At 67.2% G+C, this 13,681-nt stretch carries 15 protein-coding genes; 10 read left to right on the top strand and 5 right to left on the bottom strand.

Translation table 11 applies throughout. The annotated features are described in order from the left end of the window. Positions 1–4: 4 nt before the first annotated feature. Positions 5–871 (top strand): amidohydrolase family protein, encoded by an 867-nt coding sequence (locus OHB24_RS15695; protein WP_327639755.1) that lies wholly within the window; start codon positions 5–7, stop codon positions 869–871. A gap of 114 nt (positions 872–985) precedes the next feature. After that, positions 986–2,755, top strand: a complete 1,770-nt coding sequence (locus OHB24_RS15690) for an HNH endonuclease (protein WP_327639754.1) — start codon at positions 986–988, stop codon at positions 2,753–2,755. A gap of 358 nt (positions 2,756–3,113) precedes the next feature. Here the strand turns inward: OHB24_RS15690 and OHB24_RS15685 are convergent, their stop codons facing one another. From OHB24_RS15685 to OHB24_RS15675, 3 genes are read right to left on the bottom strand one after another with little or no spacing between them, the layout of a single operon-like run. Beyond that, positions 3,114–3,683 carry a hypothetical protein gene (locus OHB24_RS15685; RefSeq protein WP_327639753.1) on the bottom strand — a complete coding sequence of 190 codons (570 nt, stop codon included), beginning with the start codon at positions 3,681–3,683 and terminating at the stop codon, positions 3,114–3,116. Then, the gene (locus tag OHB24_RS15680) at positions 3,680–4,177 is read right to left on the bottom strand and encodes a SigE family RNA polymerase sigma factor (RefSeq protein WP_327639752.1); all 498 of its coding nucleotides are present in this window, start codon (positions 4,175–4,177) and stop codon (positions 3,680–3,682) included. The genes OHB24_RS15685 and OHB24_RS15680 overlap by 4 nt, the downstream gene beginning before the upstream one ends. A gap of 19 nt (positions 4,178–4,196) precedes the next feature. Further along, complete coding sequence (locus OHB24_RS15675; RefSeq protein ID WP_327639751.1) at positions 4,197–5,273, bottom strand: TRM11 family SAM-dependent methyltransferase; 1,077 nt, start codon at positions 5,271–5,273, stop codon at positions 4,197–4,199. 176 nt (positions 5,274–5,449) lie between these two features. Between OHB24_RS15675 and OHB24_RS15670 the strand changes: the two genes are divergently transcribed. The 3 genes from OHB24_RS15670 to OHB24_RS15660 all read left to right on the top strand — a co-directional run bounded on the left by OHB24_RS15670 (position 5,450) and on the right by OHB24_RS15660 (position 8,532). Beyond that, positions 5,450–5,935: a GNAT family N-acetyltransferase gene (locus tag OHB24_RS15670; protein ID WP_327639750.1), complete on the top strand. Its 486-nt coding sequence runs from the start codon at positions 5,450–5,452 to the stop codon at positions 5,933–5,935. Next, on the top strand, positions 5,907–6,623 hold the full coding sequence (locus OHB24_RS15665) for a class I SAM-dependent methyltransferase (RefSeq protein WP_327639749.1): 717 nt from the start codon (positions 5,907–5,909) through the stop codon (positions 6,621–6,623). The genes OHB24_RS15670 and OHB24_RS15665 overlap by 29 nt, the downstream gene beginning before the upstream one ends. Positions 6,624–6,723: 100 nt before the next feature. Next, on the top strand, positions 6,724–8,532 hold the full coding sequence (locus OHB24_RS15660) for a glycoside hydrolase family 2 protein (RefSeq protein WP_327639748.1): 1,809 nt from the start codon (positions 6,724–6,726) through the stop codon (positions 8,530–8,532). Here the strand turns inward: OHB24_RS15660 and OHB24_RS15655 are convergent. After that, the gene (locus tag OHB24_RS15655) at positions 8,517–9,542 is read right to left on the bottom strand and encodes a YeiH family protein (RefSeq protein WP_327639747.1); all 1,026 of its coding nucleotides are present in this window, start codon (positions 9,540–9,542) and stop codon (positions 8,517–8,519) included. The genes OHB24_RS15660 and OHB24_RS15655 overlap by 16 nt on opposite strands. A 160-nt stretch (positions 9,543–9,702) precedes the next feature. Between OHB24_RS15655 and OHB24_RS15650 the strand changes: the two genes are divergently transcribed. From OHB24_RS15650 to OHB24_RS15640, 3 genes are read left to right on the top strand one after another with little or no spacing between them, the layout of a single operon-like run. Further along, positions 9,703–10,482, top strand: coding sequence for a GntR family transcriptional regulator (locus OHB24_RS15650; RefSeq protein WP_327639746.1), 780 nt, complete (start codon positions 9,703–9,705; stop codon positions 10,480–10,482). Positions 10,483–10,505: 23 nt separating this feature from the next. Next, a complete protein-coding gene (locus tag OHB24_RS15645) occupies positions 10,506–10,901 on the top strand; it encodes a VOC family protein (RefSeq protein ID WP_327639745.1) in 396 nt (131 codons plus the stop codon). 24 nt (positions 10,902–10,925) lie between these two features. Beyond that, positions 10,926–11,711, top strand: coding sequence for an arylamine N-acetyltransferase family protein (locus OHB24_RS15640; RefSeq protein ID WP_327639744.1), 786 nt, complete (start codon positions 10,926–10,928; stop codon positions 11,709–11,711). A gap of 33 nt (positions 11,712–11,744) precedes the next feature. On the opposite strand, the gene OHB24_RS15635 is transcribed toward OHB24_RS15640, so the two are convergent. Beyond that, a complete protein-coding gene (locus OHB24_RS15635) occupies positions 11,745–12,347 on the bottom strand; it encodes a flavin reductase family protein (RefSeq protein WP_327639743.1) in 603 nt (200 codons plus the stop codon). 66 nt (positions 12,348–12,413) lie between these two features. On the opposite strand from OHB24_RS15635, the gene OHB24_RS15630 reads away from it, so the two are divergent. Together OHB24_RS15630 and OHB24_RS15625 are read left to right on the top strand one after the other, a co-directional pair. Continuing rightward, positions 12,414–13,124 carry a helix-turn-helix domain-containing protein gene (locus OHB24_RS15630; RefSeq protein ID WP_327639742.1) on the top strand — a complete coding sequence of 237 codons (711 nt, stop codon included), beginning with the start codon at positions 12,414–12,416 and terminating at the stop codon, positions 13,122–13,124. A gap of 53 nt (positions 13,125–13,177) precedes the next feature. Further along, a complete protein-coding gene (locus OHB24_RS15625) occupies positions 13,178–13,417 on the top strand; it encodes a hypothetical protein (RefSeq protein WP_130388759.1) in 240 nt (79 codons plus the stop codon). Positions 13,418–13,681: the final 264 nt, after the last annotated feature.

Genomic DNA, 13,681 nt, shown 5'->3' with positions numbered 1-13,681 from the left:
AGGCGTGCGTGACGCGGATGTGCCGACCTGGTGGCGGCGGCTTGGGATGGACGGTCTGGTGGATGTGCATGTGCATTTCCTGCCGGACCGGGTGATGAACGCGGTCTGGGCGTACTTCGACCAGGCTTCCGAGCATTACGGGGCCGACTGGCCGATCACCTACCGGACGTCGGTCGAGGAGCGGCTGAAGACGCTGGATTCGTTGGGGGTGCGGGCGTTTCCGGCGCTGGTCTATCCGCACAAGCCCGGTATGGCTGCCTCCTTGAACGCGTGGGCGCGGGACTTCGCCTCTGTGACGCCTGCGTGTGTGGCGAGCGGGACGTTCTTCCCCGAACCTTCAGCCGCTGGGTATGTCCGCGAAGCGTTGGAGTTGGGGACGCGGATCTTCAAGGTGCACGTTCAGGTCGGCGACTACGATCCGCGGTCCGGCGAGCTCGACGACGTGTGGGGCCAGTTGGCGGAGGCCGGCGTACCTGTTGTCGTTCATTGCGGCTCCGGGCCGATCCCCGGACGGCACACCGGTCCGGGACCGATGGGTGAGGTACTGCGACGGCATCCTCAGTTGACTGCGGTGATCGCGCACCTCGGAATGCCGGAGTACGCCGAACATCTCGCGCTCACGTCGTACCCGAACGTGCATCTCGACACGACGATGGCGCTGACACCCTTCACCGAGTCCTTGATGCCGTTCCCCCGCGACCTGGTCCCCCGCCTGGCCGACCTCCAGGACCGCATCGTCCTGGGCTCCGACTTCCCCAACATCCCCTACGAGTACGCCGTCCAACTGACGTCGCTGGAGTCCCTGGACCTGGGCGACGACTGGCTACGCGCGGTCTGCTGGGCGAACGGGTCCCGACTCCTCGGCTTGTGATTTTGTTGCCTTTGGCAAGATCCACAAGTCATTAGGCTGTGGATAACAGATTCCCTTGAAAATAAGGGGTTCTGGCTTTGCAAACTGTCGGTGGGGGTGTCTAGGCTTTGATGCATGGAGAAGCCGCCGGAGTTGATGAGCGATGCCGAGCTGGCGCATGCTCTCGACCAGTGCGACGCCGACCAGGCCCGGACCGAGACCCGCCGCCTACGCCTCGTTGCGGCGATGGACAAGTCCGGGTATGCCGAACGGGTCGGTGCCCGTGACATGGTCCAGTACCTGGAGTTCCGCTACCGCCTCGACCGCTCCCGCGCCTACCGCGACGTCAAGCTGTCCCGCGCGCTGCCCAAGTATGCGGCCGTCACTGCCGCGCTGCCCGACCCCGACTCCGCTGTGGAGGACGGGGAGATTCCTGAGGTGTTGCTGCGGCCGGCGCAGGCCGAAGCAATCGTGACCGCCCTGGAAAAGGTCCCGACCACCGTGCCGGTCGAAGACCTCGAGTTCGCCGAACAGGAACTGGTCCGCCAGGCCCGGTACCTGTCCCCGGCCGATCTCCGTGCGGCCGCCGAGCAGTCCCGCGACATCCTCGACACCGACGGCCCCGAACCCGAAGAAGACAAGGCCGCCGCCCGCGAGACCTTGACCTTGAAGACCGCCGACCGGGGAGTGAAGTTCACCGGGTACCTGGCCAACGAAAACGCCGAACTCCTCCGCACCCTGATCTTCACCGGCGCCCGCCCACACAAAACCATCGACGGTGAGCGCGACCCCCGCTCCCGCGAAAAGCGCCAAGCCGACGCCCTCACCACCACCCTCACCCTCGCCGCCACCGCCCTCGACGCAGGCACCCCCTCACCCACCATCCCCCGCCCCACCAACACACCCACCGACTCCACGCACACCGGCTCCACGGACGCTGGTCGTACGACGGCTGGTCCTACTGCGGAGACGAGGACCGACGCGGGGCGCGGCTCAGATGTTGGCGGGGAAGGTGGTGCGGTGGCTGGTTCGGGTGGTGACGTGGTTCCTGGGTTCGGGGCCAAGGCGAACCTGACCGTGACCATCGACCTGGAGGACCTGAAGGCAGCGACCGCGGACGCGATCGGACAGACCGTCTACAGCAACGGACTGTCCGCAGCCACCATCCGCCGCCTCGCCTGCGATGCGAAGGTCATCCCGATCGTCCTCGGCTCCAACTCCGAACCCCTCGACGTCGGCCGCTGCGAACGCCTCGTCACCCGCGCCATGCGCCGCGCCCTCAACACCCGCGACCGCGGCTGCGTCGTCTGCGGAGCCCCACCCATCATGTGCGACGCACACCACCTGATCTCCTGGATCGACGGCGGCGAAACCAAGATCTCCAACCTCGTGCTCTTGTGCCGCTGCCACCACACCGACCTACACAACGGCCACTGGACCATCACCATCACCAACGGCGAAGTCCACGTAGCCAGACCCACCTGGGCCGACCCAACCCACCCCGCCAGGGCAAATTCCAGCCCTCCCGCGACCCAAACACCATCACAGCACCCACCCACGCCCACCGAGAAACCCAGCACGCCACCTCCACCGGCACCGGCGGCATCCGATGCGGCAGGTCGCCGTTCGGCTGTCGAACAACGGCGTCTTGCTGTTGGCCAAGGGCAGCCACGCGCCGGTCAACCGTCGGCCTCCTCCGAGGAGCCGCCGGTCGGAGCCAACACGTCCGCGTCCGCCCGCGAAGCGGCGTACCTGGCGATCTGGGGTGAACCGCTCCCCTCCGAGGGCTGCTCAACCTCCGAAATCGGAGCGCTCGGCAACAACCGCACGGTCGATCCGTGGAGCGACCTTCCGCCGGACGCCCCCGCCGAAGACGCGGAGCCCGAGCAAACCCCCCAGCACTGACGCACAACTCGCGCAGAGTCACAGCCCTGCACAACACACAGAGGTAGAGCAGAGTCACGCCCTGCACAACACGCGAAGGTCGAGCAGAGACCCAGCCATGCACAACACGCGGACGTTGAGCAGAGACCCAGCCCTGCACAAGACACGGAGGTCGAGCAGAATCACGGCCATGCACAACACGCGGACGTCGGGCAGAGACCCAGACGCGGAGGTTGGGCAGGGAACCGGCTCCGTCTCGTCGGCGGTCAGGTGACCACTTGCTGGGCTCCGCTTGGATGTGGGTGGGTGTCGGGAAGGCCCTGACCAGCAGTCGCGTCGGCGCGCCATGCTCCGGGACCTTCGGCTGGCGGAGGAACGGCTATCGGGCGGGGCCGATGTTGCCGACCAGCCACAGCGTCCCGCCGGTTGCACAGTCGCGGCCTGTCCACGTGTCTTTGAAGCGGTCGACACCACCGCCGCCGATGTCGAGGGGGGTGCCGGACTTCGCGACGACCTTGTTCGTACCGTCGAGGATCTCGAACGACTGTGCATCTCCCCGGACCGTGTACCCACGCGGCCACACGAGCGTGACCCCGGGCTGACCCGAACTCGCCCGAACGCACCCGTTCGCGTCGACGGTCAACGTGGTTCGGAGGGCCGCCTCCATCCCACTGGGACTGTCCAGGTCAGACCGAGCGAGTCGAGGCAGGACATCGGCTGTCGACGGTGCACTGGCTGTCGGGGGGTGTTCACCGCCGGGGCGGACGGCCCACGTGGTCCCCGCGAGCACTACCGCGGCGGCCAACGCGGTACCCCCGACCGCGAATCGCCTGCTGCGGATCCGGCGGCGCTGGATGCGTTCGGCGACCGCGTCCTCGGCGAGGTCAACCACGTCGCTGCCCTCAGCGGCCGCGACCCGGAGCATTTCTCGTAGATCGTTGGCAGTCATTGCGTACTCTCCTCCGTGATGCCGAGCTGCACAGCGAGCTTCGCCCTCGCATCGGCCAGGTGTCGTTTCACGGTGCCCTCGGCGCAACCGAGCTCGTCGGCGACCTCGGCGACGGTCAGGTCTTCGTAGTAGCGCAGAACAACACACGCCCGCTGCCTCGGCGAAAGAGTCGCCAGCCCTCTCCGGACCTCGTCCGCCACCGCGAGCCGGTCGTCGTCGTGGTGAGGTACGTCGACCAGTAGATGGCGGGTCGCATTCCACCGCTTGAGTCGCCGGCGACTGTCGACGTACTGGTTCAGCATCGCGCGCCTGACATACGCCTCGAGCTGGTCGATGTCCTCGCCGATCCGGCGACGACCGAACACCCGCGTGAGCGCTTCCTGGACCAGGTCGCCGGCGGCCGTTGGGTCACCGGTCAACAGGTAGGCATAGCTGCGCAGCGCGCCGCCGCGCGTAGCCAGCAACGTCCTGAACGCATGCTCCCAGTCGGCCACCACACCACCTTCCGCCCTCTCACCGACCTAGACGAACAACCGGGCCGCGGCGTTGGGGGTCCGGCAAACAATTCTCAGAACCACTCCCGGAGATCACCCTTCGCGCGGTTCGTGGTGGACGGGTCCGGGTGAGGATGTAGGCGGTCGGCGTTGCTCCGTTGTATCTGAGGAGTCGCTGACGCACGACCTTCAGGCCGTTCTGCCGTTGGACTGCGCCAAGCAGGAGGCGCTTGTCTTCGGTGAGGAGTACGGCGCGGCCGTCGCTGGTGAGGACTCGGGCGATCTCGTCGAGTACGGCGGGATACAGCGTGCGGTTGGCGCGATGACTGCCGACCTGCTTGCCGAACGGGAGATTCGCAACCACCCGATCCACACTGCCGGACGCAAGCGGAAGAGCGTCCGCCGAACCCCGAGCAAGCGGGAGCCCGTCGCCGCGGAGCGCGTTCATGAGCACGCTGTCGACCGCGTCCCCGAGAGCGTTGTCAGCCGCGAGCCTGAGCGCGCGGGCGTCGTGGTCGAGGCCCAGGAGGTGAGCGGTGGGGTGTTGGCGGCGTACTGCGTGGAGGATGGTTCCGGTGCCGCAGAACGGGTCCAGGACTCGGTGGGTCGGGCGGATCTTCGCCAGCCGGACCAGAACCTCGGCGACGATCAGGTTGGTTGACCAGGGCAACCGTTCCAACCGACCGAACCGACGAGTCCACGACAACGGGCCGAACTCCCCGATCCACCCGTCGGCAGACGGGAGGAGATTGACGTCCCAGTCCCCAGGGCGGTTCACCCAACCGAATTGTTGCTCGGTCGAGTTGATCACCTCCCGTCGACGGACCGGATCGGCCGTCCCGACTCGAAAGCGGACTGGCGAGAGGCTGCTGAGGAGTCCGCTCCGCAGCGATTGATCGAGGTCACGTACGGCGACCGTCGAGTACAGCGCGCAGGCGGCGAGTTCGTCCAGGGGGCCGTTGAGTGTGCACTCGACGGTGTCTACGGACGCCTGGCGGATTGAATGGATCGACGCCATCGCTCGCAGTTCCTCGATGAGGAGGTCAGCTGCGCCTTCGATGGTGCGCAGGACGAGGTGGTCGGTGATGCCGGACAAGAAGGCTCCTGAAGGCTCGCGATCGACAGAACAGTCGAAGCGCGGCGCAGGCACGCCACATCGAGCCGACCCCGTCCAGGGCCCGCCACGACGTACCTACACCTTCAGAAACGCTGCATCGGGCAAGAGCTTATGGCCCTCCGCCGTACCAACTCATCTGCTTTTACGATGCGGGGGTGAAGCACATCGTGGAGGAGCGTGCGGCGGAGGATCTCGAGCTGGGTGAGCTGTTGGCGGCGGCCTTCGGCGAGCTGGTTGCGAAGTACGGGGTCGAGGGGCGGTCGCAGGTCAAGGACGGGGCGCGGTACTTCGTGGTGCTCGACGACGCGCGGCGTGCCGTCGGGTGCGGCGCCGTACAGGCGTTCGGCCCGGACAGCGAGCATCCCGGCGACGGCGAGGTGAAGCGGATGTACGTCGCGCCGGCCGCACGGGGGCGGGGATACGCGCGCGCCCTTCTGGCCGCTCTGGAAGCGTCCGGCTACCCCACACTTCGCTTGTCCACGGGGGAGCTCCAGCCCGAGGCGATCGCGCTCTACGAGTCGAGCGGATACACCCTCACAACCCCCTGGGGAAAGTACGTCGACCAGCCCGGAACACGCTGCTACGCAAAGGGAATTCCGGTAGAATTCACTGGTGACGGGACCTCGCATTTTCACGGTTGACCAGTTGCTCGACGTTCTCGATCAGGTGGTGAGTGCGAGCGGACGAGGAGACCGCTCCAGCCCCTCCGCCGCGGAGTACTGGACCGGGTTGCTGACCACCCCCGGACATCCGCTGACCACCCAACTCCCGGACGAACCGCTGGTCGACTGGCACGAGCGAGGTCTGCTCGGGGAGCTCGAGAATGCGCGGGTTCTGGACGTCGGCTGCGGCGCGGCCCGCAACACCAGGTGGTTCGCCGAGCAGGGCGCGACCGTCGACGGGATCGACCTCGCCGCGGACCTCCTCGACACGCTGCGGCCGACGATGCCCGCGGCGGTCACGTTGACGGCGGTCGACGTACTGCGTGATCCGCTGCCGGCCGGTGAGTACGACGTCGTGTACGACTCCGGGTGCTTCCACCACATCGCCCCGCATCGCCGGATCACGTACCTGCAGCGGGTCCTCCCACTCGTGCGGTCCGGTGGGCGGTTCGGGATCGTCGCCTTCGCCGCCGAGCGGATGGACATGCCCAGCGACCTCGACGTGGTCACGACCGGGGACACGTACGGCGGTATGACGTTCTCCCTCGACGACCTCCGCACGATCTTCGGCGCCCTCACTCCCCTCGACCTCCGCGCCGTACAAGCCGATCGCGAAGGCACCTTCGCCGCCGACTTCCTCAACGCCGCCCTCTTCACCCAGCCCTGAGCAGACGTTTCCAGTGGGTGGAACTGGCCATTGCTGGGTCCATTCCAACGTTGTAAAGTGCTCGTGTCCCGCCACCGATCAAGCACCTCGGGAGACAACAATGTCGCAGCCTCGTGCGGAGTACCCGCGTCCGCAGTTCGTTCGGCCCGAATGGGTGAATCTGAACGGCGAGTGGCAGTTCGAGATCGACCGGTCGGACTCCGGGCTGGAGCGCGGCCTGCGGGAACGCGAGCTGACGCAGCGGATCGTCGTACCGTTCGCGCCGGAGACCGAGTTGTCCGGGATCGAGGACGTCGACTTCATGGAGGCGGTCTGGTACCGCACCACCGTCACGATCCCCGCGGAGTGGGACGGCAAGGACGCCGTACTGCACTTCCAGGCCGTCGACCACGACACCACCGTCTGGGTGAACGGCGAGGAGGTGGTCCGGCACCGCGGCGGATTCACCCCGTTCAGCGCCAACCTGCACCATGTCGCCAAGCCGGGCGAGGAGGCGACCATCGTCGTCCGCGCCCGTGACACGCACCGCGGTCCGCAGGCGCGCGGCAAGCAGAGCCAGCTGTACTTCAACCACAGCTGCCTCTACACCCGCACCACCGGCATCTGGCAGACCGTCTGGCTCGAAGCGGTCCCCACGGTGCACCTGAAGCGGCCCCGGATCACCCCGGACGTCGCGGGCTCCAGCTTCCACCTCGAGGTCCCGGTCTCGGCGAACAAGGCCGGCTACACGATCAAGGCCACCCTCAAGGACGCCGACGGCGAGATCGTCAGCCATGAGGTTCGCGCCGATCTCGACCTGGCCCCGCGCCTGACGCTGCAGGTCCCGGCCGACCGCGTTCGTCTGTGGGACACCACGGATCCGCACCTGTACGACGTACGCCTCGAGCTGATCGATGCCGACGGCAACGTGGTCGACGGAGCCGACTCGTACGCCGGGCTGCGGTCGGTGAGCATCAACGGCAAGGCGATCCTGATCAACGGCAAGCACGTATTCCAGCGACTCGTGCTGGACCAGGGGTACTGGCCGAAGAGCCTGATGACCGCGCCGTCCGAGCAGGCGCTGGTCCGCGACATCGAGCTCAGCCTGGCGGCCGGGTTCAACGGCGCGCGCCTGCACCAGAAGGTGTTCGAGGAGCGGTTCCTGTACCACGCGGACCGGCTCGGATACCTGGTCTGGGGCGAGTTCGGCGACTGGGGCTCCGGCGTCGGCAACACCGACAAGGACAACCAGCAGCCGACCGCGTCGTACGTCGGCCAGTGGCTCGAGGCGGTCGAACGCGACTACAGCCACCCGAGCATCGTCGGCTGGTGCCCGCTGAACGAGACGCACCAGCTGCTGCACGACCGGATCACCCAGCTCGACGACGTCACCCGCGCGATGTTCCTGGCCACCAAGGCCGCGGACACGAGCCGCCCGGTGCTGGACACCTCCGGCTACAGCCACCGCGTACCGGAGACGGACGTCTGGGACTCGCACAACTACGAGCAGGACCCGGCCGAGTTCGCGAAGCAGATGGCGGATCTCGTGAACGACAAGCCGTACGGCAACACCGGCGGCCCCGAGGGCAAGCCGATCTCGTTGGCGTACGACGGCCAGCCGTACTTCTGCAGCGAGTTCGGCGGCATCTGGTGGAACGAGGAGAAGGCGGCGGCCGGGAAGAGCGGGAATTCCTCGGACTCCTGGGGCTACGGCCAGCGGGTCGCGAACGAAGAGGACTTCTACACCCGCTTCGCCGGTCTGATCGACGCGCTGCTCGACAACGAGTTGATGTTCGGCTACTGCTACACGCAGCTGACCGACGTGTTCCAGGAAGAGAACGGCATCTACAACTTCGACCGCAGCAACAAGCTCGACGTACCGCGGATCAAGGCGGTCCAGGACCGCCAGGCCGCCTACGAGAAGGACTGAAGTCCGAGGCTGCCGACAGCGACCAGGACCCAGAGGATCGCTCCGAGGAGGAGCGGCCTGGGTCCTGCGTCGCGCAGCTCGCTCGGGCGCAGTGAGAGGCCGATCGCGGCCAGCGCGGCGGTGATGAGGGTGCTGCCGGTGAGGCTCAAACCAGGCAGCCAGGACTCCGGTACCACGCCGGCCGAGCGGAGGGCCGCTGCGGCGATGAAGCCGATCAGGAACAGCGGAACGAGCTTGCGCCACGGCAACGGCTTACGGATCGACGCCGTGGAGCCCTCGTACGTACCCTCAGACGCAGCATCGAGTGCGCGCGCCGCGCGGTTCTCGCGCCGGATCTTGAGCGCGACCAGCGTCAGCACGATCGGGATCAGGGTGAGTGACCGCGTCAGCTTCACGACGATCGCCTGATCGCCGGCGGACTGGCTGTACGCATACCCGGCCGCGACGACGGACGACGTGTCGTTGATCGCCGTACCGGCCCACAACCCGAAGGCTTCCGGGCTCATGCCCATCAGGTGACCGAGCGGCGGGAACGTCAGGACGGCGACGATGTTGAACGTGAAGATCGTCGCCAACGCATAGGCGACGGACGAGCGCTTGGCACCGATCGCGGCCGTCGCGGCGGCGATCGCTGAGCCTCCGCAGATCGCGGTACCGACCCCGATCAGGATCTGGGTGTCGCCGCGTACGCCGAGGATTCGCCCGAAGAACCATGCGCCGCCGAGGGCGAGCGCCAGTGTGCCGAGCATGACCGGCAACGACGAGACGCCCACGTGCGCGACCTGCTGCAACGACAGCCCAGTGCCGAGTACGACGATCGACAGCTGGAGCAACGTCTTCGAGGCGAAGTCGTACCCGGGCCGCCAGATCTCCGAACGCAGCGCCGGGATCACGCTGCCCGCGATCACGCCGAGCAGGATCCCGAAGACCGGCCCGCCGACGAGCGGTACGAGTCGCCCGAGCGGGACCGCCACGGCCGTCACCAGGAGCACGATCCACAACCCGCGCATCCGCCGTACGGCAGACCCGAGGCGACGGACGGTGGGAGCGGCGGGGTGGGGGCGAGGTGGCCTAACCTCAAGCTGCACCACTAGCCGGTTCCCTCCCGTGAGAAATGTACGTACATTCACGGTAGGAGATGACCGGACATTTGGCAACTGGAGGAACTGGGTGAACGTGCGCAGGCTCGACCGGGCCGGTGGGGATCCGTTGTGGAAACAGCTGCAGGAGGATCTGGTACGGCGGCTGCGCTCCGGGGAGTTCGATGACGCGTTCCCGGGTGAGCTCGCGCTGGTCGAGGAGTACGCGGTCAGCCGGCACACCGTCCGCCAGGCGCTCGGACAACTCCGCACCGACGGGCTGATCGTCGCGGAGCGCGGCCGGCAGCCCCGGGTCGCGACCGCACCGGAGATCCGGCAGCCGATGGGCGCGCTCTACAGCCTGTTCTCCTCCGTCGAGGAATCCGGCCTGCCGCAGCACAGCGTCGTACGGGCGCTCGACCTCCGCGCGGACGGTGTGGTCGCCGCCCGCCTCGATCTCGAAGGGTCGATCCCGCTGCTCTACCTCGAGCGCCTCCGGTACGCCGGTGACGAGCCGCTCGCCCTCGACCGCGTCTGGCTGCCGGCCGCCCTCGCGAAGCCGCTGCTGGAAGCGGACTTCACGCACACCAGCCTCTACAACGAGCTGGCCGAACGCACCGGCATCAACCTCGACCACGGGCGCGAGGACATCCGCGCGATGAACCCGAGCCCGGCCGAGCGAGCACTCCTGCACTGCCCCGCCGACGCCGCGGTCTTCTCGATCATCCGCCAGGGCACCGCGCAGAACCGTCCGGTCGAATGGCGGCACACGATCGTCCGCGGCGACCGCTTCGCCCTCTCTGCCGAGTTCTCCGCCAACGCCGGCTACCGCCTCACCCCCGCGACGACCGCTTTGGCCCAGGCCTGGTAGCGCTTTTTGTAGATACTGGCTGGATGAGTGTCAAAGAGATGCGGCTGGTTGTGACAGTGGACGACTACGACGCCGCGGTGGCGTTCTATCGCGACGTCCTCGGGTTGCCTGAGCGGGAGTCCTACTCGTCGGAGGACGGGCGGGTGACGATTCTCGACGTGGAGCGGGCGACGCTCGAGCTCGCGGACCGGAACCAGGCGGAGTTCATCGACCGGGTCGAGGTCGGGCAGCGGGTGGCCGGGAAGTACCGGGTCGCGTTCGAGGTGGCGGATTCGGCGGTGACCACGCAGGAGCTGGCCGACGCCGGCGCGACAGTCGTCGCCGAGCCGACTCGTACGCCGTGGAACTCGCTGAACGCCCGCCTCGAGGCCCCGGGCGGCATCCAGCTGACGCTGTTCACCGAGCTTGACCTGAAGTGAACTAGAAGTGTTGAGGTAGCCCGCATGTGGAACATCGAGAGCCTCGATCTGGACGCCTATCTCGCCCGGATCGGCCACGAGCGAGTGCCGCCGTCGGCCGAGGCGTTGCGGAGCCTGCATCAGGCGCACGTGCTAGCGATCCCGTTCGAGAACATCGACGTGGTCCTCGGCACGCATCCCGGCATCGACCTCGACGCGATCCAGGCCAAGCTGGTCGGCCGGCAACGCGGCGGGTACTGCTACGAGCACGCGCTGCTGTTCGGCGCGGCGCTGGAGCAGCTCGGGTTCGACGTCGTACGGCGGGTTGCTCGGGTGCAACCGCACAAGGCTGGACCGCGGACGCACGCACTGCTCAAGGTGGGCGTCGACGGGCAGGAGTTCCTGGCCGACGTGGGATTCGGCGCCGGCCAGCTGTATCCGACCCCGCTGAAGGACGGTGCCGTCGTCGACCAGGCGGGTTGGGACCACCGCCTCACCCTCGACGGCGACCTGTGGACTTTGTCGAAGCAGACCGCGGACGGGTGGGTCCCACAGCACGCGTCGAACGACGAGCCGGTCCGCCCGATCGACTACGAGGTCTACCACCACTACGTCTCAACCCACCCGAACTCCCCGTTCACCGGCCGCCCCGTAGTAATGCGAGTAGCCGAAGGCGTAGTGCGCCGCCTGGTCGGCGACACCCTCACACTCGAGTACGCCGACGGCCGCACCACCGAACGCAACGTTCCCCCGGCAGACCTCCCCGACGTACTGGCATCCCTCGACGTAATCCTCAGCGACGAGGAGACCGATCGCCTACGCCTTATGTAGGAGGATTTCTGGCGTATATGCAGCAAAATCCGCCTACCTCGGGGTTTCGGTGCGGAAGGACTCTCCTAGTTCGGGGCCTAGGCCGTAGTAGTGGCGGAAGTTGTAGATGAGGGGCGACCACCTGGCGGGGTTTACGTGGGAGGTTCCTGGTACGACGATGTCCTGGGCGGCGTGTACTCGGACTACTCGGGCTTGAGCGATCAGGAAGTTGCCTTTGGCATCTAGCTCCGAGTGGGCGACTGTGGCTTCGAACTGGAGTGGGCATTCGGCGACTCGGGGTGGGGTGACTAGTTCGGAGGGGACGGGGGTCAGGCCGGAGGCGGTGAACTTGGCGCGGTCGTGGCGGAAGCGATCCTGTTTGTGCGAAGGGACCGGGTCGGCGGCCGTCAACGGAGCCAGACGTTCGACGGCTTTCCACTGATCGGGCGACGGGTAGTTGATCACCACCTCCGGCCGCTCACGCAGGTTGGCCGCAGTCTGCCCCGAGACACCGACCCCAAGCACCACAACATCACCGAGGGCCCAGGCCGACGACATCGGCGCCAGGTTGACACTCTCGTCTTCGTTCACGGTCGCAAGCAGGGCGACCGGCGTGCCGACGTACAGGATGGAAGGTTCGATCGTCAGATGAGTCACGTCAACCGACGCTAGACACGGGACTGTTTGGTGGGGGCCTAACTGTGGGGAGCGGATGATGGGGGTATGACGGCCGAAGGTGAGGAGTTGGCGGGGTGGGCTCGGATGTTGGCCGACGGGACTCGGGCGACGGTTTGTCTGGCGTTGCTCGACGGGCGGGCTTGGACTGCCAGTGAGCTGGCCAAGTTGGCGAAGGTTTCCCGGCCGACGATCAGCGAGCACCTGAATCAGCTGGTCAGTGGCGGATTGCTGACCGAGGTGCGGCAGGGGCGGCACCGGTATGTGAAGCTCGCCGGGCCGGATACGGCCGAGTTGCTGGAAGGGCTTGCCGCGTTGACGCCGCGTCGTGAAGAAGTCGCGAACAGTTTGGCCGCTGTAAGTAAGCGGGACGCGTTCGCGCGGGCGCGCACCTGTTACGACCACCTGGCGGGCAAGCTCGGCGTCGCGCTCGCCGACGCGATGACGGAGCGCGGTCTGATCGACTGGTCGGACGGGATCGCGTTGACGCCGGAAGGCCAAGCCTGGTTGGAAGATCTCGGCATCGAGGTCGACGTACGACGCGGCCGGCCCGCCCTCAGGTCGTGTCTGGACGTGACCGAACGCCGCCCGCATCTCGCCGGCGCGGTCGGCGCCGCGCTGTGCAGGCACGCGTTGCGGAACGACTGGGTGACACACATCCCGGGCGGTCGCGCTCTGAAGGTGACCGGTTCGGTTCAAGCGTTCGGTTTGCCTGTGAGAGTTGTCAAAGAATTGCAGCCCGCCCCGCGTGAAACATAGAAGTAACACGCGTCCGGGAGGCGCTCGGCTCCGAAACCCCCTAGCCTTCGGCCATGACTGAGTTCGAGCCCGGCACCGATCTGGTGTCCCGACTCCCTCTGCCCAGCCATGTTGTCGTCCTCGCGGATGGCAAGTGGCGTCGCGGCTGGCTGATCGGCCGCGACCACGAGGAATCGGGATGGACCGCTCTGGTGCAGTACGAGGGCGACGACGGCAACGAGCGGACGGAACGCCTACCGGCGGACCGGATCGCTCTCCCGGAGTCGAACGGCCCGACTGAACAAGCGTCCTAGGGAGGGAACGCGCAGCGCGAAGGCCCCCGGGGTGATGAGTCACCGGGGGCCTTCGTTCGTAACGCTGCTTGGGCGCCTCAGAAGCATCGAGAACCCCGTCCCAGACCCTTCGGGCGGTCGGCCTGGGACGGGATCCTCAGTGGCGTTACACAGGGTGTATCGCTGGTGACACCCGGAGTGTTACAGATTCACCAGAATTTTCTTGCAGCCGCATCACGACGTACGGCGACCCCGGTGCACGTCCCTGAACACCGGGGCCTGGAT

This window comes from Kribbella sp. NBC_00482 (assembly GCF_036013725.1).
In the GTDB taxonomy this organism is placed as follows: domain Bacteria; phylum Actinomycetota; class Actinomycetes; order Propionibacteriales; family Kribbellaceae; genus Kribbella.
Note: the sequence above shows the minus strand (reverse complement) of the source record. Positions and strands in the feature narration are given on the sequence as shown.

What these genes read in the sequence shown, in the direction of transcription:
- OHB24_RS15690 (WP_327639754.1), top strand. Translation starts at nt 986, where the DNA reads ATGGAGAAGCCGCCGGAGTTGATGAGCGATGCCGAGCTGGCGCATGCT.
- OHB24_RS15685 (WP_327639753.1), bottom strand. Translation starts at nt 3,683, where the DNA reads ATGACTGCCAACGATCTACGAGAAATGCTCCGGGTCGCGGCCGCTGAG.
- OHB24_RS15660 (WP_327639748.1), top strand. Translation starts at nt 6,724, where the DNA reads ATGTCGCAGCCTCGTGCGGAGTACCCGCGTCCGCAGTTCGTTCGGCCC.
- OHB24_RS15655 (WP_327639747.1), bottom strand. Translation starts at nt 9,542, where the DNA reads ATGCGCGGGTTGTGGATCGTGCTCCTGGTGACGGCCGTGGCGGTCCCG.
- OHB24_RS15645 (WP_327639745.1), top strand. Translation starts at nt 10,506, where the DNA reads ATGAGTGTCAAAGAGATGCGGCTGGTTGTGACAGTGGACGACTACGAC.
- OHB24_RS15640 (WP_327639744.1), top strand. Translation starts at nt 10,926, where the DNA reads ATGTGGAACATCGAGAGCCTCGATCTGGACGCCTATCTCGCCCGGATC.
- OHB24_RS15630 (WP_327639742.1), top strand. Translation starts at nt 12,414, where the DNA reads ATGACGGCCGAAGGTGAGGAGTTGGCGGGGTGGGCTCGGATGTTGGCC.
- OHB24_RS15625 (WP_130388759.1), top strand. Translation starts at nt 13,178, where the DNA reads ATGACTGAGTTCGAGCCCGGCACCGATCTGGTGTCCCGACTCCCTCTG.